Raw genomic sequence first — 25,662 nt, 5'->3', positions numbered from 1 at the left:
CCGCTTACATGACCGCGCCGATCTGCCAGGGCACGAACTCATGGTCGCCCAGACCCTGCGCTTCAGACTTACTGGGCCGACCCGAGGCGACGGCGATAATATGCTGGAAAAGTTCTTGCCCGACCGCCTCGACGCTCAGCCCTTCCGAGACAATGACCCCTGCATCGAGGTCGATATCCTCCGGCATCCGGCCCCATAGCGCCGTGTTGGAACCGACCTTGATCGTCGGCGCAGGCTTGGAGCCGAAGGCAGAGCCTCGACCCGTCGTAAAGACCACCATATTGCAGCCCGAGGCAATCTGACCTGTAATCGAGACCGGATCATAGCCGGGGCTGTCCATGAAAACGAACCCTTTCGTATCGATCGGCTCTCCATAGCGGTAAACTCCGTTCAGCGGTGTGGTCCCGCCTTTGGCCACCGCGCCCAGAGATTTCTCGAGAATGGTTGTCAGACCACCTCGCTTGTTGCCGGGCGACGGATTGTTGTCCATCGAGCCGTCATTGATTTCCGTGTACCGTTCCCACCATTCAATGCGTTCGATCAACTTGGAGGCGGTGGCTTCGTCACGGGCGCGGCAGGTCAACAGATGCTGCGCGCCATAGATCTCTGGCGTCTCGGCCAAAGCAGCCGTGCCGCCGTTACGCACGAGCAGATCCGCCGCATATCCGAGCGCCGGGTTTGCCGTCACACCTGACCAGCCGTCCGAACCGCCACATTGCAGCGCCAACGTGATTTCGGACACGGGGGCCAAAGCGCGCCGATCCGCGTTGACGATCGGCAACATCTCACGCACTTCGCGCAGACCCGCCTCGACCGTCTGGCGCAGCCCGCCCATGTTCTGAATATTCATGGTCCTGACCCGCGGCCCCTGCGACAAGCCATAAGCCTCAAGTAGAAAATCGATCTGGTTGACTTCACACCCCAAACCGACGAACAGAACACCGCCGACATTGGGATTTCGCGCATAGCCCCAAAGCACCCGTTGCAGGTTGGCGAACCCATCGCTGTTCATCGCCATTCCGCAGCCAGTTCCGTGCGAAAACGCGGCGACCCCATCGACATTTTCGTACTCGGACAGTTCGTCATCCGTGATTTCGGCAGCTATCATATGTGCTGCGGTGGCCGAACAGTTCACCGATGTCAGCACAGCGATGAAATTACGCGTGCCCACCTGGCCGTTGGGGCGACGATACCCCATGAACTGAGCGCGGTCTGGCTCGGGCACGAAATCAACATCTTTGAGGTCTTGCCCCACACGCATATCAAGTTCGAGCGGCTCGAATTGCAGATTGTGAGAATGCACATGCTCTCCGGCCCGAATGTCAGCGGATGCAAACCCGATCACTTGCCCGTATTTGCGAACGGCATCGCCCTGCGCAATATCCTGTGTTGCGATCTTGTGTCCTGACGGCACCGGATTGGTCAGTGTGATCCCGGCCAAATCCACCCCGGCATCCAGTGTACGGGCCGCGATGACGATGTTATCAGCCTCTTGGAGACGGATCAGATCGCCGCCATTGATCGCACTCATTCCGAATTTCCCGACTTGTTCCAGGTTCTTCGTTGTCAGGAGGACCGAACGGCAATCTGCAAATCCGTCCACACGCAGCCCGCAAAACAACTTCGCATCTGTGATAGCGCCATAGCCGCCAAAACAACAGCCCTGCCAATGGGTCGAACGCGGCATTCGCTTGTAAGTCTGTGTTCAAGACATCGTTATCAGGCGGGTGAAAGTTGTTTATGTGACGCCCCCATACAGTGTAGGTTTCGGGCAATGCGGGACATGCACCACCAAACAGGGTCGTGAAGGCCTCGCCAGCTCATCTTAAAGGACTGCTTGTTATGGCTAAAAGTTCCTACGTGCCCCGCGCGGGCCGATACGACGACATGATCTATAACCACTGCGGCAACAGCGGGCTGAAGTTGCCTGCGATCTCGCTGGGGCTATGGCATAACTTCGGATCGGACAAGCCACATGGCCTTAAGCAAGAGCTGTGTCGGACAGCTTTTGATCTGGGTATCACGCATTTTGATCTGGCCAACAATTATGGCCCACCTCCGGGCAGCGCCGAGGAGGCCTTTGGGCAAATCCTGGCAACGGATTTCGCCGGATACCGGGATGAGCTGATTATCTCATCCAAGGCCGGTTACGATATGTGGCCCGGGCCTTACGGCGAATGGGGCAGTCGCAAATACCTGATCGCGTCTTGCGATCAGAGCCTTAGACGCATGGGCCTGGACTATGTCGATATTTTCTATTCACACCGGTTTGACCCCAACACCCCGCTGGAAGAGACGATGGGCGCGCTGGATCAGATCGTGCGCTCGGGGAAGGCGCTTTATGTCGGGATATCGTCCTACAACTCGCAGCGCACGCGCGAAGCGGCTGCCATCCTGAAGGATCTGGGCACACCCTGTGTCATTCATCAGCCCAGCTACAACATGATCAACCGATGGGTCGAGACGGACGGGCTGAAAGACACTCTGAAAGAGCTCGGCATCGGCTCCATCGCCTTCACCCCGCTGGCGCAGGGAATGCTGACCCGGAAATACCTGAATGGCGTTCCTAAGGACAGTCGGGCCGCAGATGACAAGTCACTGAATCCGGGTTTGCTGACCGACAAAACCATCGAAAACCTGCGCAGCCTGGATGCCATTGCCCAACGTCGGGGGCAAACGTTGGCCCAGATGGCGCTGGCATGGGTTTTGCGCGACGGTGGAATTACAACGGCGCTGATCGGGGCCTCACGGTCCGAGCAGATCATTGATTGCGTGGGTTCCCTGAAGAACATCGCGTTTACGCCCGATGAATTGGCCGAGATTGACCTCTATTCTGCCAATGGCGACGTCAATCTGTGGTCGCAATCCTCGAACGCATAATCCGATTTGAATAAGGAAACGAGCATGAACAAGCCTGTCATAGGTTTCATTGGTGTCGGCCTGATGGGGCACGGCATGGCCAAGAACATCGTCCAGAAAGGCTATCCGCTGGTTGTAATGGGCCACCGCAACCGTACCCCCGTCGATGATCTGCTGCAACGCGGTGCGACCGAGGTCAAATCGGCCAGGGACATGGCCGACCAGTGCGATATCATCCATCTATGCGTGTCCGGCAGCCCGCAAGTGGAACAAATCGTGCGCGGCCCCGAAGGGATTTTGGCGTCTGGCAAAGAGGGTCTGATCGTTATCGATTGCTCGACCTCTGATCCGGTCTCAACCCTGCAACTGGCCACTGAACTGCGCGCGGCAGGTATGGATCTGGCCGACGCACCTCTGGCGAAAACTCCGGTAGAGGCCGAAGCGGGCACGCTGGACGCAATGGTCGGTGCGACACCCGAGACATTCGAAAGGATCAAACCGGTTCTGGAATGCTGGTCCGGGTTGGCCGTGCATCTGGGCGAGGTTGGTCTGGGACACAAGATGAAGCTGATCAACAACTTCATCTCACTGGGCTACGCGGCGCTCTATTCCGAGGCGTTGGCGATTGCCGAGAAATCGGGCCTGACGGTTGAGCAGGTGGATTCCATCATCCGTCCCGGCCGTTTATCGAACGGGTTCTATGAAACCTTCATGAAATGGACGCTGGAGCGGGATGAGAACGCCCACAAGTTCAGCATCACGAATGCCCACAAGGACATGCGGTATCTGACCAACCTGGCCAACAGTGTCGGGGCCCTCAACCCGGTGCAGGCGGATGTGCGGAACGCCTTCGCAGCGATGGAGGCAGCCGGGCAAGGAGAGCGCTACCTGCCGATGCTGTCGGATTTCATCGCGCAGATGAATGGGTTGGACAGGGGTAAATAGCCCTAGCGTTCCGCCGTATTCACAAAAACCGAATAGACAGAGGTGGTCGCGGTGATAAACAGCACGTTGCCGCGCTCACCGCCGAAGGTCAGGTTGGCGACCCTTTCCGGTACCAGAATCTTGCCCAGCAGGTCGCCGGACGGGGAAAACACATGCACACCGTCCCCAGCAGAGCACCAGATATTGTCATGCCGATCTACCCGCAGACCATCAGGCAGGCCGCTGTCGATCTCGGCAAAGCGGTGACCGTTGGTCAATCTGCCATCAGGCAAAACATCAAAAGCTCTAAGGATCGAAGGGACCGAAGCATCGTGGCTACTGCCGGATTCGGCAACATATAGCCGCGTTTCGTCCTTGGAAAACGCCAGCCCGTTGGGTTGAACAAAACCATCAGCCACTGGCCTTAGCGAAGACCCATCCGGAGTCACGCGGTACACGTAGTTTCCATCCTGCTCTGGCTCAGCTCTATGGCCTTCCAGATCGGAGAGGATTCCGTAGGTCGGGTCCGAGAACCAGATGGACCCGTCCGAATGCACCACCACATCGTTGGGTGAATTCAGACGTTTGTCGTCATACCTGTCGGCCAGAACGGTCAGGCTGCCGTCATGCTCGGTGCGAACAACCGATCGGGTGCCATGCTGACAGGTCACCAGACGACCCTGCGGATCTCGAGTATTGCCGTTGGCATAGTTGGATGCAGCGCGAAACACACTGGTGCCCACTTCGGGTGTCCAACGGCAGATACGCTGGTTTGGAATGTCCGAAAAAAGCAGCGTGTTATGTGCGGGGAACCAGACCGGACCTTCTGTCCAGACGTGCCCGGTTGAAATCCGGGACATCGCAAGATTGGCATGGATCAGGTCATTGAACTCAGGCCGGACAACATCGTAGAGCGCTGCTTGGGTCATGCGTCGTATCCTTTACGATTGGCCAGTGTGACGACGCCAACGATCACCAGACCGGTCAAAATAAGCCTAATGCCTGCCCCCAAACCGTAAGAGTTCAGCATGGACACGATCAGGAACATGAACAGCGCCGCCCCCCAGATGCCGGGTACGTTGGAGTTGCCTCCGCCGATTGAGGACCCTCCGATCACGACCACCGCAATGGACATCAGCATGTATTCGGTGCCCATGTTCAGGTTTGCGCCGCCGGAAAAACTGGCCAGTAGGAACCCGGCCAGCGCGGCACAGACTGCCGAGTTCACGTAGACCGCAAAGCGCACGGCATTGACGGGAACACCGCTTAGACGGGCGGCGCGCATGTTCTGGCCGATGGCAGAAATCCAGCGTCCGGCGATGGCGCGTTCCAGCACAAGCCACGCCAACACCGCCAGCACAATGCCGACCAGCGCCACATTGGGGACACCCAGCGTTCCGCCGGTGGCGAAATCGGCCAGCGGCTCGGGCGGTTTGATCCGCAGGCCCCTGTTCGACCAGATCGCCAGTGATTGATAGATGAAAGACGCCGACAGCGTCGCGATGATCGGTGGGATCCGCAGTAGCAGGATCAGCGCGAAGTTCATCACGCCACAACCGACGCCAACGCCGATGGCAACCAGCAGCCCCGGCAGGATTAGCCCCGTCTGCGTGTCCATGAATTTCAATGCAAGCGTGGCGGCCAGTGTCATCGAGGCGGGGATCGACAGGTCGACATTTCCCGGCCCCAAGGTGATCACCAGCATCTGCCCAATTCCGACAATGGCCGAGAAAGACGCAAATGTCAGCGCCGCATACAACAGCGATCCAGCACCCGATCCGGCCAACATGGAAGTCGCACCAAAGGTCAATGCGGCCGCGACATAAGCCCAGAGCCAAGGCTTTCGCAGAAGTTCGCGCGCAGGGTTGCGGCGCGTCTCGATGGTGGTCATCTCATCCGTCATGCGGTCGTCCCCCTGCGCAAAAACAGGAGGCGGACGGCAAGCACCAGTACAAGGATCGCGCCTTGCGCGCCTATCTGCCAATCCGGCGACAGGCGCAGAAAAGACAGAAAACTGGCGGCCAGCGTCAGCGTCAGCGCCCCGATCACGGCCCCGAAGGGGGAGATTCGCCCGCCCACGAATTCCCCGCCCCCCAGAATGACTCCGGCAATCGACAAGAGCGTATAGCGCAGCGCGATATTGGCATCCGCGGCCGTTGTCAGCCCGACCAGACACATGCCCGCAAGCACACCAAACAACCCGGCCAGCCCATAGGCCCCGGCGCGGAGTCTGACGACGGACCACCCTGCCCGCTCCATCGCGCGTTCATTGCCGCCAACGCCTTGCAGGATCACTCCGACCCAGGATCGTTTGATCAGCAGATGCACGGCAAAGGCAATGACCAGCGGCGCGATGACCGCGATGGGCACGAGGGGTGTCTTGAGGCTCATCAGCGTTTTCAGCCATTCGGGCGAGGCCCCGCCGGGCGAGGGCAGGATCAGCACTGCAAGCCCGCCCCAGACAAAGGACATGCCCAGCGTCACAACAATGGCAGGCAGGCCGCGCAGCTGGATCAGCGCGCCGATGGACGCATAGACCAGAATGGCGGCGGCAAGGATGACATAGCCCAGCAACGGCGTGTCATGCACAAAGGTGGCGGTGACACAGGCGCAGAAACTGACAAAAGTGCCAATCGACAGGTCGATATCGTTGACCATGATGATCATCATCTGCGCGATCGTTGCGAGGGCCACGGGAATTGCCAGATTGAACAGCAGGTTCAGGCCAAAATAGCTCATCGCGCGGGGTTGCAGGTAGAACACGGCGCCCAGCAAGACGGCCAGAGACAGAACCGGCAGCAACAGGCGCATACGGTCGGCGGTCATTCGGCAGCCTCCTGCATTTCGAACGAGGCGCGCAGGATGTTTTCCTCGGATATTTCTTCGCCGGTCAGCTCTGCGGCGATCTCGCCCGCGCGAAAGACGAACACCCGGTCGCATTCCAGAATTTCATCCGTCTCGGTCGAGTACCAAAGAAAGCTGCGCCCCTTGGCGGCCTCATCCTGAATCATCTGATAGACTTCTTTTTTGGTGCCCACATCCACGCCGCGCATCGGGTCATCCATCACCACAATCGGCGCGCTTGAGGCCAGCGCACGGGCAAACAGAACCTTTTGCTGATTGCCACCCGACAGCGACAGGATCGGGTTCAGCAGATTATCGGTACGAATGCCGATCCGCTCTTTCCAGCTTTGCACCAACCTGGCCTCATTGCCGCGATCCACCATGATTTTGCGGCTGAACTCGGGCAGAGTGGTCAAGGACAGGTTCCTCAGGATCGACCACAGCGGCATCACCCCATCGCGCGACCGGTCTCCAGCCACAAAAACTACTTCGGTCTGTTTCGACGTCTTCCAGACCGAGGAATGGTCAAAGAAAATCTGCGCTAGGGCTTCGGCCTGCCCGTGCCCGGCCAACCCCGCCAGCCCCACGATCTCGCCCCTGCGGGCGTTCAGACCGTTCCTTGCCCGGATCACCTCATCCCCCAGGGGGCGGTTCGCGCGCGCCTGTTCTGCAGTATCGTGATCGGGCGCGACATGGCCCATCGCGTCGACGATGCTGCTGCGGGTAAAGGCCTGGGCCGGTTGGTCATCTACGATCTGACCGTCCTTCATGATGATGATCCGTGTCGCGACCTCAAAAATCTCACCCATCATGTGAGAGATGAACAAAACGGACCCGCCGGATGCACAGAACCGTTTGATGTGATCCAGCAATTGCCGGGCAATGGCCGCATCCAGCGAGGATGTCGGTTCGTCCAGAATAACAAGGCTGGGTTCGCGGTCGCGGTCGGCAAAGGCAATTGCGATCTCGACCATTTGACGTTCAGCGATTGTCAGATCGCCAACGGTTACATGCGCTCGGATGCCATGGCCCGGAAAAACCAGATCCAGCGCGGCGATAATTCTCTGCTGGGCTACACGACGCCAGCCTTTGCGCGGCATGTTGCGATAGGGAATGCGCAGGTTTTCCAAAACGGTCAGGTTGGGGCACAAGGACAGTTCCTGAAACACGCTGCGAACCCCGGCATTCTGCGCATTCTGACTGTTTCTCAGGGTCGCATCCCCGCCGCGATATGCCACCGACCCAGCGGTCTGTGTCAGCCGCCCGTTGATCACATTCGCCAGCGTCGACTTACCAGCGCCGTTATGGCCCACCAGCCCGACGCATTCGCCTGCGCCGACCGATATTGACGCGGCACGCAGCGCGTGCACAGGACCAAAGGACATATTGGCCCCGTCCAGCGTGACAACCGGCGCATCTGGTGCGCCGGGTATCGTTTGGGTTTCGGTCATGGATTACTGAGAAGCCGAGATAACAGCCTTTGCCTCATCCAACGTGTATTCCACATTGGCGACCGAGCCCTTGGGCGTGGTTTTCAACGCCTCTTCCAGTTCATCCTGTTGGATCGTCAGGAAAGGAACGGTCAGATCCTTGGGAACATCGGCCCCATCGAGAACCTGCTGCGCAACCCAGAAAGCCAACGTGCTGACACCCGGTGCAATCGACAACGAGGTCGTCTCATACCCGTTTGCAGCCTTTTCCTCGGACCACCATTGCAATTCGTCCTGACGGTTGCCCATTACGATGGTCGGCATGGCGCGATCCGTGGCCCCGATGGCTTGCGCGGCACCATAGCCGTCACCACCCTGGGTCACGACACCGACGATCTCGGGCAGGCTGGGCAGAATACCCGCAACGGCCTTTTGCGCCACATCCTGCGCCCAATCACCATGGACCGAGCCTACGATTTCGAAATTGCTGTTGGCGACTTCATCATGAATGCCCGCACTGATCTCATCATCGACGAACACACCCGCCAGACCGCGGATTTCCAGCAGGTTGCCGCCGTCCGGATAGCGCTCAGCCAGATATTTCACCTGCTCGCGGCCCATTTGCTGAAAGTCGACCGCGATGCGCCAAGCGCAGGGTTCCTGCACGATGCCGTCAAAGGACACCACGGTAATGCCGGCATCACAGGCCGCCTTGACCGCGCCGTTGATGGCCGTGGGTGAGGCCGCGTTGATGACGATGGCATCATAGCCCTGCAGGATCATGTTCTGAATTTGCGCCGCCTGTTCGGTGGCCTGATTTTCCGAGGTCGTGAACGCATCAGCTGCAGCGACAACACCATCCGCAACAGCGGCGTCCCCGTTCTTTTGCCAGCTTTCTAACATCGCCTGACGCCACGAGTTTCCGGCATAGTTGTTCGACAGAGCAATGCGTTTGTCCGACGTATCCGCCGCGACGCCAGATGCAGCAAATACGGTGGTCCCGGCAACAGCGCCGAGCAATATGGCCTTCAGTGTCATCTTTTCCTCCCTGAGCGGCCCAACCGCCGCACAAATTGCGCCCGCCTTCTCAAGCCGGCAGCGTAAGGATTCACCGGGCGCGGCGATTGTGTAAGAGTACGACGCGCGCAAAGCTTGCGGGTTCCCGCAAATTCGCTGCGGCAATCCGCATGACACGCCCCTGCCCCAGCGGTATAGTCGGGCCTGCCGGACGCCTGAGGCCGGTTTCGAAAGGGCGCTCATATGGCAGACCTTGCTTATTACTTGCGGATTTCCAATCACCTGGCCGGCAACCTGGACATCAAATCCGCTTTGCGCTCGGTCAAATCCGAGATCGACAGGATACTCGAGGTCGATCATCTGGACGTCTGCCTGATCGATGAAGAAGGCGCCCTCAATACCAGCTATGAGGTCGGTCTGCACACCAGCTGGAGCCGCACCCGGGCTCCTGCCGAGGTTTCTCCGGTGCGGGATATCTTGCTTGGGCGATGCGACAGCCTGCTTACCGGCAATGCTCTGGAAGACCCGCGATACGTGTTCGAAGGCGCGGATGCCGGGCCGATCATTCGGCACAAGATGCGCAGCCGGGTGAACGTGGCGATGAAAGTGCTGGGGCGTACGATTGGCGCGTTAAACTGTTCGTCCCAAAAACCCGATTTCTACGATGAACAAGCCGTCGAGCAGGTGCGCAATATCGCTGACATCCTGGCCCCTTATTTCTACGCCCTGCGCGCCACAGAACAGGCCAAGCGCGAGGCGATCATGCGGGCCGAAGCGCTGGCCCGCGAAGAAGGGTTGCGGCAAGGTGCATCCAGTCTGACCGACGCGTTGGAGCTTGAACGCCAGCGCATCGGAATGGACCTGCATGACCAAACGCTGGCCGACCTGACGCGCATAAGCCGCGATCTTGAACGGTGCAAATCACGACAGGACATCGAAGTACTACAGGACAGCATGCAAAGCTGCATTCAGGATTTGCGGGGCATTATCGATATGTCGATCCCCTCCCTGCTGGAACTCTTCGGGTTTCAACACGCGGTCCGGACGCATCTGGAACGCGCAATCGGTGCGGATCAGGGTATCGACATCGACGTGCGCGATCTGTCCGACGGCCTGGTAGATGAACTGCCCCAGACAAAGCGGATCGCGCTGTTCCGCATCGCACAGGAGGGCATCAACAATGCCGTCCGCCATGCGCAAGCCAGCAGGATTTTGGTAGAGATCCACTGCAAAGGTGGCCTGCGCCTGCGCGTCACTGACGACGGGGTCGGCGCGAGCCCGCCCGGGCGGCTCAGGACATCGGGCGGCCTGACCCATATGCGGACCCGAGCCCAATTGATTGGTGCGCAGTTTGCAATCTCGCAATCCAACGGCACCGAGATCGTGGTCAGCCTGCCTGCCTCGGAATGCCCAAAAACTGAGGTGGCGGTATGAAAGTCCTGTTGGTTGAAGATGACGCCATGCACGCGAACTACCTCAGGGAAATGGTCTCAGAGGCCCTGCCCGAAGCCACAGATATCAGCCTTGCGACCAACGGGCGCGAAGGCGAGATGCAGGCCCGTCAAAACGCGGTCGAAGCCATTGTCATGGACCTGCGCATGAAGGAACGCAACGGGATCGAGGCTGCCAGAACGATCTGGGCGGAACGGCCCGCAACGCGTATTCTGTTCTGGTCCAACTACTCGGACGAGGCATATTTGCGCGGCATCACCCGGATCGTCCCGAAAGAAGCCGCTTATGGATATGTCCTGAAAACCGCGAGCCCATCGCGCATGCATCTGGCCCTGCGCGCCGTTCTGGTCGAGGCGCAAATCGTCGTTGACCGCGAGATCCACCAGATCCAGCGCGATCAGAACCGCGCGGGCGAAGCGCTGACCGAAGTGGAACTAGCGATACTGACTGATTTGGCGTTGGGTCTGTCGGACAAGACGATCGCCCAACGTCGGAAACTGGCGCTGCGCACCGTACAAAACCGGTTGCTATCCATTTATGAAAAATTGGACGTTAGCGACCTGCCGGTCAGCGGAACCGATATCACAATCAACAAGCGTGTCAGAGCCGTATCCAAAGCGATACGGGCGCAAATCTTGAACGTCGAAGCAATCACATTCGCCGAAAAAGAGCTCGGCCAGTGGTTGCCGAAGGTTCATTCGCAAAGTGTGTAAGCATCCATGTCGAAAACCGTTTGCGAGGCTTTGGATCGCCGGCGGAAACACATCGTCGCAGAGTCTCTCGCCGTGAGTGACCATCAAGCAATCGCTGCTCTAATCGCCAGCACTCCGGACAAGCGTTGGGTTCTACTTATCCAAAGCTCAGACTATCTGAAGCTGTGGATGCAATTTACCGAAATCAATATGAGATATGAGATATGAGACATGAGACATGAGACATGAGACATGAGACATGAGACATGAGACATGAGACATGAGGAAATAAACCCTATCTGCCTGTATAACGCTCTAAATTGCCTTTTTTCTGCTACTTCATCTGCTACGTTTTTGACCACTAATCACACCAGATAAGAGTTTGTTTTAATTATATAAATTTAAATTTGGCCACAACAGCAAAGAAACTCACCGTCATTAGAAGAAGTACGCATAATACTGCTGGGCTTGTAACCTCGACTGGGAGAGCCCTGCGCGGGAGTACCACTATCCCACCCTGCACTACCAACCAAAATTAGCGGCGGGGCTGGAATGGGAGCTCGGAGGTCCATACAAGGCAATGAAGGGGCATGAGATGGGCAGGGGTCTCCGGGTTACTCTTATTCGAATACTAAGAATGGCGGAAAAAATCATGGGGTAGAAACCTAAAGGAGTTAACCTTTCCCTGCGGAATACAAGTTTTCGCTGAAGGTACGCCAGAATTTCCCTGTTCGTATGTTGAGAGAAGCCGCCCGTAACGCGCAGATTTATCTACGCGCCTCTACGGCCTATCTGGAATGGCGCTTCTGTCGTTAGTTCTTCGGCATCGACCTGATAAGCCTTACACTCCATCGGACGGGCGAGTGCCAGGAGGTCCAGTTGCACTGTCAGGGACCCCTGTCCCAGATTTGCCCACAAAATCAGGTCGAGGCATTTCCTGTCGAACTGGCAATCCCTGATAAGCTCCGTTGCTGAAGCAATCTCGACAGCTGACATATCCCGCACCATTGATGCCTCGGCCTTCGGTCGGCTCAGTTGTCGTCTGATCACTTCAACCAAGTAGTTTTCGGCTAATCTGCAGGCAGCCTGCCATGCACCAGGATGCTTCTGACTTCAGACGTCCAGAGATGTAACAACGTAGAGTTTTGCCGTTCTTTCGGCTATGGCTAGGCGTCAGTTGATCTCCGGTCTCATCACAGAGCTTTCCGGTCAACAATGATCGCTTCGCTATCTGCTCTACGCCACGTTACCTTGCCGCTCTATCCGTCAAAAACTGCTGCACTCAATATCGGTAGACTCATTGCGGGACCGGGTGACCGACACGAAAGATGCGCCTGCCGCATCGGCTTCTTATGAGCCAGACCTCAACCTACCCGCACCGCAAGTCTGCTTTGTCTGCGTTCCGCAGGATCAAATAATACAGATCAATGCAGCTGTGGCGAGGTGTCCGGAAATTGGGGGAGTGCCTAATGAACCGCGATCAACCGATAGGTGACTTATTTACGCCGCCGTCAGCCCAGCCGTTTCCTCAACCTCAGAGTTGCCGCCAATAATCCGAGCACCGCGAAACCGATCATCCAGATAATCCCCCATCTCAATTCGTAAAGCGAGGCGTCACGCAAGACCACGCCGCGGATCATGTCCATGAAATGGGTGGCCGGAAGGGTCTGCGCGATGATCTGGACCGGGCGGGGCATGCCGTCGAAAGGGAACATGAACCCGGACATCAGAATCGAGGGCAGCAGAACGAAGATGGTCATCTGCATCGACTGAAGCTGGTTCTGAGCTAGGGTTGAGATCAACAGCCCAAGGGACAGGCTGGCGATGATGAACAGCAACGTAACTACTAGCAGCACGCCCAATCCGCCGCTGATTGGGACATCAAACAGAACGTGTCCAAGACCAAGAATGATTGCGACCTGTATCAGGCCCAAGAAGATATAGGGAATGATCTTGCCGACCATTAGCTCAATCGACTTGATCGGGGTGTTGATCAGCATCTCCATATTGCCCAGCTCGCGTTCCCGCACCATAGCGGCTGAGGTAAACAGGATCATCGTCATGGTCAGGATCACGCCGACAAGACCCGGCACGATGTTGACGGCTGACCGCTGTTCAGGGTTGAAATATAGCGTGACTTCGAACGTGGGCACCTGCCGGTTTGGCGGCTGCCTCAGAAGTTCGCTCAGTGGCATCGTCCGCAGCGATTTGATCGCGCTGGCGACCATCGTGTCAGAGCCATCGACGATCCAATGGGCCACAGGCCGGCTGCTGGTCTGGTCGGTTGCGTTGGGCAAACCCAGCCCGACTGACGGGCTGCGGGCAAGGCGTTGGCTGACGTCCGGTGGGATGATCAATGCGGCGCGCACGCGGGTCTCGGTGATCGCGCGTTCCGCCTCTTGTGGGGAGGTCAGCTCTTCGGTGATGGTCACGACTTGAGTCGCCTGAACGATCTGGGCCAATGTGCGGGACAGCTCGGTTCGGGACTGGTCTACCAGTGCCACAGGCACATGGCGCAGGTTTGTGTTGATGGCGTAGCCGAACAGCAGCAGCTGGATCAGCGGGATCATGATCACCATGGCAAATGTCATCCGGTCCCGCCGCAGTTGCAGCAGCTCTTTCTTCAACACAGCAGCGATGCGGCGGGGTGAGATCACTGTTCCGGCCCCCGTGTAGCGCTGACAAACACGTCTTCCAGATTTGGTCGTTGCGGGGTCAGGGACAGGTCCGGAAAAGCGCCAAGGTTGGCGCGCAGCATATCAACAGGCTGAGGTTCGGATTTGTCCACCAGAACACGCAGTCGCGATCCAACTTGTGCGGTTGACAGAATCTTGGGCTTGCCGTCCAGCGCGTGTTTCACCTTTCTCAGGTCAGGTCCTTCAACCTCAACAACATCAGCCTGCAGATCATCCATCAACTGGCGCGGAGAACCATCGGCCTTTTTAACCCCATGTTGCAGGATCGCCAGCCGGTGACAGCGCTCGGCCTCGTCCATGAAATGGGTCGACACGATCATCGTCGCGCCCTGATCGACCAGATCGAACAACTGTTCCCAGAACGTCCGACGGGTTTCGGGATCAACGGCCGAGGTCGGTTCATCCAGAAACAATAATTTGGGTCGGTGCATCACGGTGGCCGCGAGTGCGAGCTTCTGTCGCTGCCCGCCGCTCATGCTGCCGCTGAGCTGATGAATGTTGCTTGTCAGATCATAGGTGTGCAGCAGTTCGTCAATCCGCCCCTTGGCAGACTTCACTGGAATGCCATAAATTTCTGCCGCGAAGCGAAGGTTCTCCAGCACTGTCAGGTCACGGTAATACGAAAAGATCTGGGTCATATACCCGATCTCATTTTTCAGCGGTTCTGCAGCCTTGGGCATCGACCGTCCCAGAACCTCGATGGCTCCGCTCGTCGGAGTCAGCAACCCGGTCAACATGCGCATGGTCGTAGTCTTACCGCAGCCATTGGGGCCCAGAAACCCGTAGATCTGACCGGTGTGAATCTCTAAATCCAGATTATTGACTGCGGTGTTCTCCCCAAACCGGCGGGTCAAGCCCTTCGTTGAGACAACCACATCGCTCATGGCATGGGAACCTGCACGGGCACTCCGGCTGGCAGGTCCGGTGAGGCGTTGGGCAGGTCGATCTCGGCCAGATAAACAAGGCGCGTGCGGTCGTCCTTGTTCAACCCGTAATAGGGCGTGAACGACGCATCGTCACTGATCCAGCGGATCACGCCGTCCAGCGGATCGGCCAACCCGTCCACGCGCACGTTCAGCTTATCGCCGGGTTTCAAATTGACGCGATGCGGTTCGGGCACATAGACGCGCGCGTATGGCATCTGGCCCGTGACCATCACGGCCACCGGGCTGCCGGATGTGACGCGTTCGCCCAGATTCCAGGGCAGTGAGTCCAGCACCCCGTCGCGGGTTGCAACCACTGTCAGATCATCCAACACGGTTTGTTCGGCGGTAACCGAAGCTTCTGCCGCGCGGACATTGGCCTCGGCGACCGCAAGGTCTTCGGGGCGGGTGCCGTTTTGCAGCTCTTTCAGCGATTGCTGAGCGCTGGCCAATTCAGCCCGGGCGGAATCGCGCAGGGCCAGATCATTTGCCACCTGCGCCTCGGTAACAACCGAGTTTTCAACCAGCCTGGCGTTTCGGTCATAGATGGCTTCGGCGTCAGCCAGCCGGGCAACGGCACCTGCGACCTTGGCCTCGGCAATCGCGATTTCTTCCTCACGCGGTCCGACCTGCAGCTTCAAAAGCGTGGCCTGCGCCTTTTCAAGCTCGGCCTGCGCCAGGCTCAGCTTGGCTTGCTGCAATGTCGGATCAAGCTGAACCAGAGTATCCCCTGCCTTGACAACAGCGCCTTCGGCAACCGGCAAGTCGACCACAATTTCGCTTGCCGTTGCGGTCAGGGCAACCCGATCACGCGCCAATACGCCCAAGGCTACGCTTGTATCAGACCCAGAGCATCGGTCCAAAAAGGCGGGAAATACTGCCGCCAAAATCAAGGGTATGGGGATTGTCATGTTCAGCAATGCGTCTCTCCGGCAACTGGCCTGTGATCATATCGGGCTGGTTTTTGAAGCATACAATCAGCTAATTCGATTTGTATATATCGTCCTTCCGCCACCTCATTCGGGCAGGCGCGCCAGCCAATCTTCCAGCTTTTGACCGATCAGGTGAGGGTCGTCTTCCTGCAGGAAATGAATGCCCTTTCCGAAATCCACCATTTCGAGATTGCTGATAGCCTCGCGACACCACTCAACCTCTTTTGGCCCGATGGTTCCACCGGGTGTGGCGTAGAACATCAGCATCGGGGTTTGGGTCTCTCCCAGCCAACGGCTGTAACCACCGACAATGTCATGAACATCCGCCGGGGTGCCGTCGATCGGAACCTCGCAGGGCCACACCCGAAGCGGTTTGCGGCTACGCGCAGTGGGGAAGGGCGCGCGATAATGCTCCATCTCCTGCGAGGTCAGGTCGCGCACGATGGCACTTGGCAGGATTTTTTTGACGAACATGTTCAGGCCCGAGATCATCGCCCACCCCAGACCGGGCGTTCGCATCAAGCGAAATCCGGCACGGAAGTCGGGCGGGAATCCGGCCCATGTCATCGGGCGGACCACGCCTTCCATGAAGGCGATCCCGCGAATATTCTCTGAGTGTCGGTGCGCATAGTGAAATCCCAATGCCGAACCCCAGTCGTGGATCACGAGCGTCACGTTGGTCAGCCCCAGCGCCTCGATAAACCCGTCCAAAAAGGGAACGTGATCGACAAAGCGATACGGAATATCGGGCTTGTCCGACTTTCCCATGCCGATCAGGTCCATCGCAATGGCGCGGCCTTGCCGGGCGGCATAGGGAATGATGTTGCGCCACAGGTAAGAGGAGGTGGGATTGCCATGCAAAAACAAAACCGGCGCGCCTTCGCCTTCTTCAACATAGTGAATGCGCTGCCCATTCACTTCGACATATTTCGATTCAAACGGGAAGTCGGATGAAATCGCCTGTCCGCTACTCATTGGGCAGCCCTTTCTGCATTCCGGGTTTCTTCGATCAAAGCCAGTGCCTCATCATACCATGCGGGGCGGGACGACCATCCGACGATTGTGTTAACGGAGCCGGTTGGTGGTCGGGACAAGCTGCCGACGGGGACGACCAGATGCGTTCCGTTCTGCGTCTCAAACGGCAAAGTCGTTCCGCAGGTCCGGCAGAACACCCGGCGAACCTGAGATTTGGGCACGTCGAAAGACGCAAGATTGTCTTCGCCGTCCAACCATTCGATCTGATCGGGCGTTGTGAAGGCATTCGCAACATGGGCCGACCCCGACGCCTTTTGACAAAAGCCGCAATAACAGATCTTGAAAGCGGTCAAGCTGTCCTGCACCCGGCACCGCACCGCGCCGCAGATACATTGCCCCTCAATCTTGTCTGGGCGGGTCATCGGAACGCCCACCTTAACCGCGATACGCGAAATACGTGCGCACCGATTCGGTAAGGGTCAGTCCCATTCCGACAATTGCGATGACGAAACCGATGACTGCTGTGGCCGGGATCGAGACCAGAAAGTCAACGGCGATGGCCGCGCGGATACCGATCATGCTGCGCTTGAGGATGGATGCGATGATGCAAGCAAAAGTCACCATGTATCCCAGCATTGTATAAAGCATCAGGTTGGCGGCTTGCGGGCCGGCCAGCTCTCCGACCTGCAGGCCGTAGAACTTGAAGGCCGCAAAGAAGCCAAAAGCCAGCAAGATTTTGAGCGCATTCAGGATGAAAATTACACGCAGCGCGATAGGCTTTGAGGCTCCGGTTGTCAGGTCGATGGCGGTCATGTCAGGTCTCCGTTTCAGATGGGCAACATGGCGTTTACCGCCATGCGCCCATCATGCTATCCATGTGGATAGCAATTATTTACTATCCACATGGATAGAAAAAGCAAGGATGAATCTGTGGCACGAAGACGCAAGACGGATCACGACAGTGCGGTTGCAGGTGCGCTCGACCTGTTTTGGCGGCGGGGCTACCACGGGGCCAGTACACGGGAACTGGAGCAAGAGACCGGCCTGACCCGCTTTACGCTGCAGACCACTTATGGCGGGAAAGAGAATTTTTTCCTAAGGACTCTGGACACTTATCTGGACAACGCCGAAGCCCTGCACTTTCCTGACCCAGACACCTATTCGCTGGATGATCTTGCGGACTGGTTCCGTGACGTCGCCTCGGCTGAACGTATGCCAAAGATCGAGGATGCCGGTTGCCTTGCCTTCAACTCGATCAGTTCCTTTGACCGCACGGACCCCGAGGTTAACGCCCGAATCGAGAGATACCTGACCGCCTTGGAGGGACGGTTTGAAGCTATCCTCAGCCGTGCCAGGACCGAAAGGGCCGTGCGCGACGATGTTGATCCGAACCAAGGCGCGAAGCTGTTGATGGGCCTTTTGCTTGGGCTCCACACCATCATGAAAGCCCGGACGTCGGACCAGTTTCCGCAGAGCTATGCCGAAGCAGCTGTTGGGCTCATTGAAGGCTGGCAAAAACGGTAGGTCGTGAGATTGTTCAGGCGCGGCCAGCTGCTTCAAGCCAACTTCAAAAGATCAAAATGCCGAATACCGCGTTCAGAGGAGAACCCGCTGTGTTCTCATGATTCAGTCGGCGCATAGCTTCCGTCTTCGCGATGCACTTCGCCACCGCTGAGCGGCGGCGTGAAGACGCAGACAAGCCGCAGACCGGTTTCGGTAGCTTGCACCACGTGCCGATCATGTTGATCAAGTGCATAAAGGGTAAATGGTTCGAGGGAATGCCAGGTTTCGTCGTCTGCCGCCCTGATCTGACCCTTGCCCCCGATGCAATAACACGCCTCTAAATGATGGGTGTATTCCAGCTCGAGCACGGATCCTTTCTTGATAACCGTATCGGTCAGCGAAAACCCCATACCATCTGCGGCAAGCAGCAATCTTCTGCTGTTCCAACCCGGGCCGGAAACATCCCGGTCTGTTCCGAGGATATCTTTGAGCGCCTTAACAATCATCTTTCACCGCCTTATCGCTATCGTACCGCCCGGTTCATCCCTCCGTCGGACAGTATACTCTGACCATTAATGTAGCGAGCTCCTTCGCTGGCAAGAAACACGCAGGCTTGTCCAATTTCTTCGAATGTCGCAGGTCGCTGAGCGGGAATTTCACGACGGGCCTGTTCGGACAGATTCACGTTCTCGCAGAAGCCGGGCAGCAGGTTGTTCATGCGAATATTGTGCCGTGCATAGCGATCACCGTACAGCTTGGAGAAACTGTGCAGAGCGCCGCGCAGCATACTCATCGGATAGGGCGCACGCGGTTCGACCGCATTCATGGACGAGATATTCACGAACGCACCGCCGCCTTGTTCGATAAGTATGGGCGTGACGATGCGGGCAATCTTCACCACGTTCAGCACATACATATCCAGACTTTCGTGCCACAGCGCGTCGCTAAGTTCCAATAGCGGCCCGTCAAAGTCAGGATCGAAACCGACCGTCCGGATCGCTTCAGGTACCGATCCGCCATGCCCCATGTTGCTGACGATGGCGTCAATCCGGCCATAGTTGCTCATCGTGTCGTCAATCAGCGCCCGCAGGTCATCGACATCCAGCACAGAACCTCGGCGTCCAATGCCCCCAAGCTCCTCCGCCAGTTCGATCGAGCGATTGGACGGAGACATCAGCGACACCTTGTAGCCTGCCTTCGCCATTTCGATGGCACAGCCCCGACCGATTCCCTGACCTGTTCCGGTCATCAATGCGACTTTGACCTCGGGCATGGTGTCTCCTTTCTTGGACGAATGATATGATGTTTTTTGGTAGCTAGGTCAGCGTATCGTCATAGGATCATTCAGACCTATCGAGTTATTGGGGTATTTCTGTTAGATTTTCTCACATGGTGGAAAACCTCAGACACCTTCGTGCCCTGCAAGCCTTTGACGACACGGCAACCCATTCCAGTCTGACAAGGGCTGCGGACGTTCTGAACGTCACGCACGGGGCGATCAGTCGGCAGATCAAGCTGCTGGAACTACATCTCGGCGTGACGCTGTTTCATCGCCGCCCCAATGGCGTCGAACTGACCAAGGCCGGAGAACGCCTGCATCAATCAACACGCGGGGCATTTTCTGCATTGCAGCTAGGCGTCATGGAAGTAAAGCGGCTACACCACCGCCAGTCGATTACAGTGTCTTTGTCCACCTCGCTGGCGCTCAAATGGCTTGTGCCGTTACTCAGTTCATTTCAGCAAGAACATCCGGGCATCGCATTGTTGCTGGACACAAATGATGCCTTTGCGGATTTCGATACGTCCGAAGTCGACGTAGCCCTTCGTTTTGGAAAGCCCGGTTGGGGCGGGTTGCATCATGAGCAGATAAGACAAGAGGAACTGGTCGTGGTCGCCGCACCGTCCCTTGTTGGCAACAACCGGCTTCCAATGGCGGCCGAGGACATCGCTGACCTCCCATTGCTGCACGATGCCTTCAACGTCGGCTGGGAAAGCTGGGCCGCACAAGTTGGGCTGAACGCTGATCGGATCAACTCGCAGAGCATCAAATACGTCGACAGCGCAGTTCTACTGGAGGCCGCGATAGATGCCCAGGGCGTGGCATTGGCCAGACATCTTCTGGCCGAGAGGGACTTGGAGCTTGGCCGGCTAATCCGCCTCGATGAAAGCAATGTTCCACTAGATCGCGGCCTATACTTTGTCTGCCGGCCCGGCGATCAGGAGCGAGTCACGGTGAGAATCTTTAAGAAATGGCTCATGTCGATTTGACAGTCGGTTTTTTGTACCTGTGCAGGATATCTTCTCCGGCAAACCGAAGCTCAGAAACATAGCTATGCAGCGAATGGCCCAATAGCGCTGTCTGTGATTGAAGCTTGTATATCTGGAGCAACATCTCAGGGCACATTGGCAGGTGTCGCAGCCAGAGGCGAATTAATATGATGTCGATGAAGCCTAGATAGCTCTCCGTGGCCCTGAAGTAACGGGGTGGGACGCTGCGAGCATTCTTCGGCTTGTTGACCAGCGCCCCGCCAAATCGCGAAGGCGATAGGGCTTAACTATTTGCAGAACTCGTCAAGCAGATCGCCCCCAGGGGGAGTGGTTAAGGCGATCCAGGAGATCCCATCAAGAACAAGGCGGTGATCGGCGGGTTTGCGGCCATTTGGAACGCGTACGACGATGCGGCACAGGGCATGTTCAACAACGTTGAGATGCCCTACAACACTAAACGCTACCCCACCAAGGACGACACGCCGTCACATATTGGCTTCGAAGTCAGACAACTCAAACTGAAATAAGGCGACGGGTCAGAAAACCAGCCCCTCAAACAGAGTACCGAAATGGCCTTCATCTCCGAAATTCACTACCGGACCGCTGATGTCGATACTGCTGACAGCACAACCCATGAGTTTGTGGAAATCACTCTGGGATCAGACGATGATCCCGCCGATTTTGTTGTTTCCTTCTATGGACGTGATGGCGCGCTTATGGATGATGCAGGGGACAACATTCAGGCAACGGGAGTGGTCAATGCCGAAGTCCGGCTCAGCGATCTGGTCGGCGTCCCTGATCCGGACAATCCTGACTTCACGATCTACACGATCACCGCCACGAGCCCTGACCATGAGCTGATCAACGCTACTCCAAGCCAGGTCGCTGATGAAGCCAACTATGTTGCGCTGACCAATACATCAACAGGCGTGGTCGACGACGCGATCGGCATTGGAAGCAACGGTCCAACTACATTGACCGGCGGGGCCGCAGACGGTGCAACGACAACAAATGCTCCGACGGTTGGGCCCGGCGAGTCGGTTCAGTTCGACGAAGAAGGCAACAACGTTTCAGGGCCCCGTACCCCGGGCAATTCGGATGTGCCATGCTTCACCGCCGGTACATACATCACGGTTCCCGGAGGGGTGCGATTGGTGGAAGACCTCGCGGTCGGTGATGAGGTCATCACTCTGAACCATGGTCCACAACCCATCCGCTGGGTGGGTCGCAGACATCTGTCTGCTGCGCAGCTCAATGCAAACCCCAAACTCAAGCCAATTCGGATCCGCAGCGGCAGCCTTGGCAACGGCTTGCCAAATCGTGACCTGCTGGTGTCCCGGCAGCACCGAATGCTTGCATCGTCGCCCATTTCCATGCGCATGTTCGGCGATACGCTATCACTGATCGCGGCGATCAATCTTATACAATTGCCGGGGGTGTCCGTTGCACCCGAGCCGAGCGATGTCACCTATTTTCATCTGGTATTTGACCAGCACGAGATCGTCTTTGCTGAAGGTGCCCCCACGGAAAGTCTGTTTCTTGGCAAGCAAGCTCTTGAGGCCTTGGGTCCGCAAAGCCGGGAAGAGATATTGGCGATATTTCCTGAAGTTGCGCAGGCAGGTTTCAGGCCACATCCTGCAGCGTACCTGCCAATCCCGAAGAGGCAAAAGAACTTTGCAGCGAGGCATGTAAGAAACGGTATCCCTCTATTAGACGCAGATTGGCAACATACTCGGCCATAGATACAGTCAACGATATGATCTTGAGGTCTTGGACGGCGGGAACACCTCTCGGTTAGCAGGGCCTCGGGAAGCAATGTCCGCGCTTCAAACATCGAGACCCCCGCTTTCCAGATTTCGACGGCTTCTGCCCGCCCGTGACATAGCCATCCCCCAAGTCCACGGGCAGCATATGAACAGAAACTGGTCCAATCGAGCGCTTTCGCGCAAACGCCCCCAATGACAAGATTTTGAAACGAAACGGAAAATCCAAAACCTGAGGATAAGAACCATCGAATTTCGCTGCTGGATGCTTTCGCGAAAAGTTACTACCATCCTTCGACGCAATGACGCTCTGTGATCCAGACGCAGGTATAACTTGCAACGGCCCCAGCACTTTCTATGCTTTCAATCGGGGGGGTGCGACAGCACCTATCTGCCTTAAACCAGTAATCAAATTCATCCCGAGCGGCACAAAAATCGAAATTCCAAGAGCTCGACAAAGAGCCAAATGTCGAACACTTCAGGAGGACAAAACGTGAAAAGAACTTTCCGATCTGCCGCTATTGGCGCGGCCGCTTTCCTATCAGCCGTTGCCCCGGTTGATGCAGAAGAGTGGCGATTCAACAATTTCCTGCCCGAGACCCGCCCCGAAACCGCGGAATTGGAACGCTTTGTCGAAGATGTAAACGCCGCCCTTGAGGGTGAGAACGAACTGAAGCTCTATAGCGGAGGTTCGCTGGGCCTGCCCAATACCGACACCCTCCGGTTCCTGCCCAAAGGTGCGGTTGAGATGAGCCTGATCTGGGCGAACTATCTGGGGCGCGACGCACCTGCGCTCAGTTCGGTAGTGGTTCAGGGCACCATCGGTTCGATTGAAGAGTTCGAGAAAGCAATCCCGACCGTGCGCGAAATCTACGAAGAGGAGTTTACCGATTGGGGCGTGACCTCGGTGGGCTACGTTCCGATCCCGATGCTGTCGGTGTCGGTCTTCTGCCGGGATGAGCCTGTGCGCACCATCGACGCCCTGAAGTCGAAGAAGCTGCGCGTCTGGGCGCGGGATCAGGTCGAAACCTTCACACGCCTCGGTGTGGCCGCGCAGATCATTCCGCAGGAAGAGATGTATGTGGCGCTGAAAACCGGCGTGGTCGATTGCGCGCTCTACCCGGCACTTTATGCGCACACAGTCTCTTTGCAGGAGGTCGCCAAATATGCGTCCTTCCTGTATCCGATGGCGTCCGGTCCTTACGTGATCGGCGTGGCCACCGATAAGTGGGAAGCCACAGATGACGCCACCAAAGCGGCGATTGCAACGGCGGCAGACGCTTTGTGGGAGCGCACAAATCAATATGAAGACGACTTCGAACGCGAACTGGCCGCGCGCGACAAGCTGAGCGAGGAAGGCGTGACCTGGGGTGAAGATTTCTCGCAGGAAGACCGTGACCTGTTTGTGTCGAATGTCACCGAAATCTGGGCCGAGCTTGCAGAAGAGGCTGGTGGCAACGCGCCTGCCTATCGTGAGCGTGTCCTGACAGCGTTGGGCCGCTGACCCTCAGATGGGCCGAGGTTTGAAACACACCATTGCGCAGGGGCTGGATCGTCTGGCCCTTGCCTGCGCTGCGGCGGCGGCTTTGGGGATGATCGCGATCGTTGGCCTTATCGTGACCAGCGTTCTGATGCGTAAATTTGCCAACACGCCGCTGCATATCACCGAAGAAGTTGTTGGCCTGTTGCTGAGTGTTTCGCTGTTTCTGGGCCTGCCGATGGTAACGCTGCGCGCCAAGCATGTCCGCGTGTCGCTGCTGGCGGACATGCTGAAAGGCAGGCTGCATGACGCGATGCAAATCGCAGCCCTTCTGGTCGGCATCGCATTTTTCCTCTGGCTGATTGTCGAGACGATCCCCTGGTTCGAATTTGCCTTCAAGCGCAGCCTCAAAACCGAAACCACTCGGATACTGCTTTGGCCATGGATGGCGCTGATGCCGATCTCGCTTGCCCTGACCATGTCCATCTTGGTGGCGCGACTGGTCGGCGTGCTGGACCGGGTGCCCGACACCGACGCTGACATCGAATAATCCCCGGCAAAAGAGGCCTCTACATGTCATTCTGGCTTACGTTGACAGGTGCGCTGGTTGCCACCGCCGGTACGGGCGTGGCGCTTGGGGCGGCCCTTGGCCTGACCGGACTTCTGATCCTGCATTTCTTCTCGAACGGGGCCACATCGCTCGCCGTAGACGCAATCTGGAGCGTCTTTAACTCATTCACCCTCAGCGCGGTTCCGATGTTCATCCTGCTGGGCGAAGTGCTTTTGCGCAGCGGCATCAGCGAGCGGGCGTATTCTGCATTCTCCCCGCTGTTTCGCCGCATCCCGGGCGGGTTGCTGCACACCAATATCGCGGTTTGCACGCTGTTTGGAGCGGTCAGCGGTTCCAGCCTGTCAACTGCGGCGGCGGTGGGCTCGGTCGCTTATCCTGAGATGTCCAAACGTGGCTATGACAAGGATACGATTGTGGGCAGTCTGGCGGGCGGCGGTACGCTTGGCCTGTTGATCCCGCCCAGCCTGTCGTTCCTGATCTATGGTGCGCTGACGGAAACGTCGATCGGGCGCCTGTTCGCCGCCGGGATCATCCCGGGCTTTCTGGTTGGACTGATGTTCATGGCCTACCTGTTCGTGAAAAGCGCCAGAAACCCGGCCATCGCCCCCCGCGATGAGACCCCGTTACCCCTGCGCGAAACACTGGCGGGCTTCAAACAGATCTGGCCGTTGCTGGCGCTGATCATTGCAGTCATCGGCAGCATTGTGGGCGGGCTGGCCACACCCACCGAAGCAGCCGGAGTAGGCGTGGTGCTGGCCGTCATCATCTCGTCCATTTGGGGTGATCTCACCTGGAAGAAGCTTGTCGAGGCGGTCTATCAGTCCGTTCTCTTGTTCGCCTCGGTCGGGTTTCTGGTGCTGGGCGCGACCATATTGGCGAAATCGACCAGCATTCTGGGCGTGCCGCAACAGATCCTTGAGGTGGTGGCGGAAAGCGGGATGGGCACCTATAGTGTGCTGCTGATTGTAGTGCTGATCTATCTGGTACTGGGCTGCTTTTTCGACGGCCTTTCCCTGATGATCATGACCTTGCCGGTCGTTTTCCCGTTGCTGACCGGGCTGGGCTTTGATCCGATCTGGATCGGGGTCATCATCACCATCGTCATCGAGATCGGTCAGGTCACGCCACCGGTTGGGCTGAACCTGTCAGTTCTGACCGCACTAACCAATAATGAGGTCAGCTTGGGCCGCGTCGCGGTCGCAACCGTGCCGTATTGGCTCATTCACCTGTTTGCCATCCTGGTCCTGACACTGTTCCCGGCGCTGGCCCTGTTTCTGCCCGATCTCTTGTTCTGACAGATATGTTGCTGCGCCGGGGCCCAGAACAAAGCCTC

The 25,662-nt window shown here is 57.5% G+C and carries 24 protein-coding genes and 2 pseudogenes; 10 read left to right on the top strand and 16 right to left on the bottom strand.

From position 1 onward, the window contains the following. Positions 1–4 precede the first annotated feature (4 nt). Complete coding sequence (locus ACR1XV_RS09835; RefSeq protein ID WP_480530768.1) at positions 5–1,531, bottom strand: UxaA family hydrolase; 1,527 nt, start codon at positions 1,529–1,531, stop codon at positions 5–7. A gap of 311 nt (positions 1,532–1,842) precedes the next feature. On the opposite strand from ACR1XV_RS09835, the gene mgrA reads away from it, so the two are divergent. Then, on the top strand, positions 1,843–2,880 hold the full coding sequence (gene mgrA, locus ACR1XV_RS09830; RefSeq protein ID WP_480530766.1) for an L-glyceraldehyde 3-phosphate reductase: 1,038 nt from the start codon (positions 1,843–1,845) through the stop codon (positions 2,878–2,880). A gap of 24 nt (positions 2,881–2,904) precedes the next feature. Beyond that, positions 2,905–3,804 carry an NAD(P)-dependent oxidoreductase gene (locus ACR1XV_RS09825; RefSeq protein ID WP_480530764.1) on the top strand — a complete coding sequence of 300 codons (900 nt, stop codon included), beginning with the start codon at positions 2,905–2,907 and terminating at the stop codon, positions 3,802–3,804. A gap of 2 nt (positions 3,805–3,806) precedes the next feature. On the opposite strand, the gene ACR1XV_RS09820 is transcribed toward ACR1XV_RS09825, so the two are convergent. Genes ACR1XV_RS09820 through ACR1XV_RS09800 form a run of 5 tightly spaced genes read right to left on the bottom strand, consistent with a single transcriptional unit; the run spans position 3,807 to position 9,095 of the window. Further along, positions 3,807–4,712: an SMP-30/gluconolactonase/LRE family protein gene (locus tag ACR1XV_RS09820; RefSeq protein WP_480530762.1), complete on the bottom strand. Its 906-nt coding sequence runs from the start codon at positions 4,710–4,712 to the stop codon at positions 3,807–3,809. Then, complete coding sequence (locus tag ACR1XV_RS09815; RefSeq protein ID WP_480530760.1) at positions 4,709–5,686, bottom strand: ABC transporter permease; 978 nt, start codon at positions 5,684–5,686, stop codon at positions 4,709–4,711. Before ACR1XV_RS09815 ends, ACR1XV_RS09820 begins: the two co-directional genes overlap by 4 nt. Beyond that, the gene (locus ACR1XV_RS09810) at positions 5,683–6,609 is read right to left on the bottom strand and encodes an ABC transporter permease (RefSeq protein ID WP_480530758.1); all 927 of its coding nucleotides are present in this window, start codon (positions 6,607–6,609) and stop codon (positions 5,683–5,685) included. The genes ACR1XV_RS09815 and ACR1XV_RS09810 overlap by 4 nt, the downstream gene beginning before the upstream one ends. Beyond that, positions 6,606–8,078, bottom strand: coding sequence for a sugar ABC transporter ATP-binding protein (locus tag ACR1XV_RS09805; protein WP_480530756.1), 1,473 nt, complete (start codon positions 8,076–8,078; stop codon positions 6,606–6,608). Before ACR1XV_RS09805 ends, ACR1XV_RS09810 begins: the two co-directional genes overlap by 4 nt. 3 nt (positions 8,079–8,081) lie before the next feature. Beyond that, entirely contained in the window at positions 8,082–9,095 is a 1,014-nt protein-coding gene (locus ACR1XV_RS09800; RefSeq protein ID WP_480530754.1) for a substrate-binding domain-containing protein, read from the bottom strand. A gap of 222 nt (positions 9,096–9,317) precedes the next feature. Between ACR1XV_RS09800 and ACR1XV_RS09795 the strand changes: the two genes are divergently transcribed. Further along, positions 9,318–10,508, top strand: coding sequence for a GAF domain-containing sensor histidine kinase (locus tag ACR1XV_RS09795; RefSeq protein WP_480530752.1), 1,191 nt, complete (start codon positions 9,318–9,320; stop codon positions 10,506–10,508). After that, positions 10,505–11,239, top strand: a complete 735-nt coding sequence (locus ACR1XV_RS09790) for a response regulator transcription factor (protein WP_480530750.1) — start codon at positions 10,505–10,507, stop codon at positions 11,237–11,239. The genes ACR1XV_RS09795 and ACR1XV_RS09790 overlap by 4 nt, the downstream gene beginning before the upstream one ends. A 1,490-nt stretch (positions 11,240–12,729) precedes the next feature. Here ACR1XV_RS09790 and ACR1XV_RS09785 read toward each other — a convergent pair. From ACR1XV_RS09785 to ACR1XV_RS09760, 6 genes are all read right to left on the bottom strand, one after another. Next, the gene (locus ACR1XV_RS09785; protein WP_480530748.1) at positions 12,730–13,875 is read right to left on the bottom strand and encodes an ABC transporter permease; all 1,146 of its coding nucleotides are present in this window, start codon (positions 13,873–13,875) and stop codon (positions 12,730–12,732) included. Further along, on the bottom strand, positions 13,872–14,798 hold the full coding sequence (locus ACR1XV_RS09780) for an ABC transporter ATP-binding protein (RefSeq protein WP_480530746.1): 927 nt from the start codon (positions 14,796–14,798) through the stop codon (positions 13,872–13,874). Before ACR1XV_RS09780 ends, ACR1XV_RS09785 begins: the two co-directional genes overlap by 4 nt. Further along, a complete protein-coding gene (locus ACR1XV_RS09775; protein ID WP_480530744.1) occupies positions 14,795–15,664 on the bottom strand; it encodes an HlyD family secretion protein in 870 nt (289 codons plus the stop codon). Before ACR1XV_RS09775 ends, ACR1XV_RS09780 begins: the two co-directional genes overlap by 4 nt. A gap of 189 nt (positions 15,665–15,853) precedes the next feature. Continuing rightward, positions 15,854–16,744: a haloalkane dehalogenase gene (locus ACR1XV_RS09770; RefSeq protein WP_480530742.1), complete on the bottom strand. Its 891-nt coding sequence runs from the start codon at positions 16,742–16,744 to the stop codon at positions 15,854–15,856. Beyond that, entirely contained in the window at positions 16,741–17,166 is a 426-nt protein-coding gene (locus tag ACR1XV_RS09765) for a GFA family protein (protein ID WP_480530740.1), read from the bottom strand. The genes ACR1XV_RS09770 and ACR1XV_RS09765 overlap by 4 nt, the downstream gene beginning before the upstream one ends. Before the next feature lie 13 nt (positions 17,167–17,179). Next, positions 17,180–17,557: a hypothetical protein gene (locus tag ACR1XV_RS09760; protein WP_480530738.1), complete on the bottom strand. Its 378-nt coding sequence runs from the start codon at positions 17,555–17,557 to the stop codon at positions 17,180–17,182. A 117-nt stretch (positions 17,558–17,674) separates the two neighbouring features. Between ACR1XV_RS09760 and ACR1XV_RS09755 the strand changes: the two genes are divergently transcribed. Then, entirely contained in the window at positions 17,675–18,268 is a 594-nt protein-coding gene (locus ACR1XV_RS09755) for a TetR/AcrR family transcriptional regulator (RefSeq protein WP_480530736.1), read from the top strand. A 95-nt stretch (positions 18,269–18,363) separates the two neighbouring features. On the opposite strand, the gene ACR1XV_RS09750 is transcribed toward ACR1XV_RS09755, so the two are convergent. Together ACR1XV_RS09750 and ACR1XV_RS09745 are read right to left on the bottom strand one after the other, a co-directional pair. Then, entirely contained in the window at positions 18,364–18,753 is a 390-nt protein-coding gene (locus ACR1XV_RS09750) for an ectoine synthase (RefSeq protein ID WP_480530734.1), read from the bottom strand. Positions 18,754–18,770: 17 nt separating this feature from the next. Then, entirely contained in the window at positions 18,771–19,520 is a 750-nt protein-coding gene (locus ACR1XV_RS09745; protein ID WP_480530732.1) for an SDR family oxidoreductase, read from the bottom strand. A 116-nt stretch (positions 19,521–19,636) separates the two neighbouring features. On the opposite strand from ACR1XV_RS09745, the gene ACR1XV_RS09740 reads away from it, so the two are divergent. Beyond that, a complete protein-coding gene (locus ACR1XV_RS09740; protein WP_480530730.1) occupies positions 19,637–20,515 on the top strand; it encodes a LysR substrate-binding domain-containing protein in 879 nt (292 codons plus the stop codon). Between the two features lie 139 nt (positions 20,516–20,654). Here the strand turns inward: ACR1XV_RS09740 and ACR1XV_RS09735 are convergent. Beyond that, positions 20,655–20,762 (bottom strand): annotated as a pseudogene (locus ACR1XV_RS09735) (IS5/IS1182 family transposase); the annotation flags it as partial. A 43-nt stretch (positions 20,763–20,805) separates the two neighbouring features. Continuing rightward, a pseudogene (locus ACR1XV_RS09730) lies at positions 20,806–20,919 on the bottom strand (IS5/IS1182 family transposase); the annotation flags it as partial. Positions 20,920–21,084: 165 nt separating this feature from the next. Here ACR1XV_RS09730 and ACR1XV_RS09725 point away from each other — a divergent pair. The 4 genes from ACR1XV_RS09725 to ACR1XV_RS09710 all read left to right on the top strand — a co-directional run bounded on the left by ACR1XV_RS09725 (position 21,085) and on the right by ACR1XV_RS09710 (position 25,624). Continuing rightward, positions 21,085–22,257 carry a Hint domain-containing protein gene (locus ACR1XV_RS09725; RefSeq protein WP_480530728.1) on the top strand — a complete coding sequence of 391 codons (1,173 nt, stop codon included), beginning with the start codon at positions 21,085–21,087 and terminating at the stop codon, positions 22,255–22,257. Between the two features lie 514 nt (positions 22,258–22,771). Continuing rightward, on the top strand, positions 22,772–23,782 hold the full coding sequence (dctP, locus tag ACR1XV_RS09720; protein WP_480530726.1) for a TRAP transporter substrate-binding protein DctP: 1,011 nt from the start codon (positions 22,772–22,774) through the stop codon (positions 23,780–23,782). A 19-nt stretch (positions 23,783–23,801) separates the two neighbouring features. Further along, positions 23,802–24,308, top strand: coding sequence for a TRAP transporter small permease (locus tag ACR1XV_RS09715; protein WP_480530724.1), 507 nt, complete (start codon positions 23,802–23,804; stop codon positions 24,306–24,308). Between the two features lie 23 nt (positions 24,309–24,331). Further along, positions 24,332–25,624 (top strand): TRAP transporter large permease, encoded by a 1,293-nt coding sequence (locus tag ACR1XV_RS09710; RefSeq protein ID WP_480530722.1) that lies wholly within the window; start codon positions 24,332–24,334, stop codon positions 25,622–25,624. Positions 25,625–25,662: the final 38 nt, after the last annotated feature.

It is taken from the genome of Ruegeria sp. AD2(2025) (genome assembly GCF_056542385.1).
The sequence above is the reverse complement of the archived record's forward strand: the minus strand, read 5'-3'. Positions and strand labels throughout refer to the sequence as shown.

Excerpts from the sequence above, each read along its gene's own strand:
- mgrA (WP_480530766.1), top strand. The coding sequence starts at position 1,843 with ATGGCTAAAAGTTCCTACGTGCCCCGCGCGGGCCGATACGACGACATG.
- ACR1XV_RS09790 (WP_480530750.1), top strand. The coding sequence starts at position 10,505 with ATGAAAGTCCTGTTGGTTGAAGATGACGCCATGCACGCGAACTACCTC.
- ACR1XV_RS09710 (WP_480530722.1), top strand. The coding sequence starts at position 24,332 with ATGTCATTCTGGCTTACGTTGACAGGTGCGCTGGTTGCCACCGCCGGT.
- ACR1XV_RS09745 (WP_480530732.1), bottom strand. The coding sequence starts at position 19,520 with ATGCCCGAGGTCAAAGTCGCATTGATGACCGGAACAGGTCAGGGAATC.
- ACR1XV_RS09810 (WP_480530758.1), bottom strand. The coding sequence starts at position 6,609 with ATGACCGCCGACCGTATGCGCCTGTTGCTGCCGGTTCTGTCTCTGGCC.
- ACR1XV_RS09740 (WP_480530730.1), top strand. The coding sequence starts at position 19,637 with ATGGTGGAAAACCTCAGACACCTTCGTGCCCTGCAAGCCTTTGACGAC.
- ACR1XV_RS09805 (WP_480530756.1), bottom strand. The coding sequence starts at position 8,078 with ATGACCGAAACCCAAACGATACCCGGCGCACCAGATGCGCCGGTTGTC.
- ACR1XV_RS09820 (WP_480530762.1), bottom strand. The coding sequence starts at position 4,712 with ATGACCCAAGCAGCGCTCTACGATGTTGTCCGGCCTGAGTTCAATGAC.
- ACR1XV_RS09760 (WP_480530738.1), bottom strand. The coding sequence starts at position 17,557 with ATGACCGCCATCGACCTGACAACCGGAGCCTCAAAGCCTATCGCGCTG.
- ACR1XV_RS09780 (WP_480530746.1), bottom strand. The coding sequence starts at position 14,798 with ATGAGCGATGTGGTTGTCTCAACGAAGGGCTTGACCCGCCGGTTTGGG.
- ACR1XV_RS09725 (WP_480530728.1), top strand. The coding sequence starts at position 21,085 with ATGGCCTTCATCTCCGAAATTCACTACCGGACCGCTGATGTCGATACT.
- ACR1XV_RS09765 (WP_480530740.1), bottom strand. The coding sequence starts at position 17,166 with ATGACCCGCCCAGACAAGATTGAGGGGCAATGTATCTGCGGCGCGGTG.
- ACR1XV_RS09800 (WP_480530754.1), bottom strand. The coding sequence starts at position 9,095 with ATGACACTGAAGGCCATATTGCTCGGCGCTGTTGCCGGGACCACCGTA.
- ACR1XV_RS09770 (WP_480530742.1), bottom strand. The coding sequence starts at position 16,744 with ATGAGTAGCGGACAGGCGATTTCATCCGACTTCCCGTTTGAATCGAAA.
- ACR1XV_RS09815 (WP_480530760.1), bottom strand. The coding sequence starts at position 5,686 with ATGACGGATGAGATGACCACCATCGAGACGCGCCGCAACCCTGCGCGC.
- ACR1XV_RS09835 (WP_480530768.1), bottom strand. The coding sequence starts at position 1,531 with ATGAGTGCGATCAATGGCGGCGATCTGATCCGTCTCCAAGAGGCTGAT.
- ACR1XV_RS09825 (WP_480530764.1), top strand. The coding sequence starts at position 2,905 with ATGAACAAGCCTGTCATAGGTTTCATTGGTGTCGGCCTGATGGGGCAC.
- ACR1XV_RS09795 (WP_480530752.1), top strand. The coding sequence starts at position 9,318 with ATGGCAGACCTTGCTTATTACTTGCGGATTTCCAATCACCTGGCCGGC.
- ACR1XV_RS09750 (WP_480530734.1), bottom strand. The coding sequence starts at position 18,753 with ATGATTGTTAAGGCGCTCAAAGATATCCTCGGAACAGACCGGGATGTT.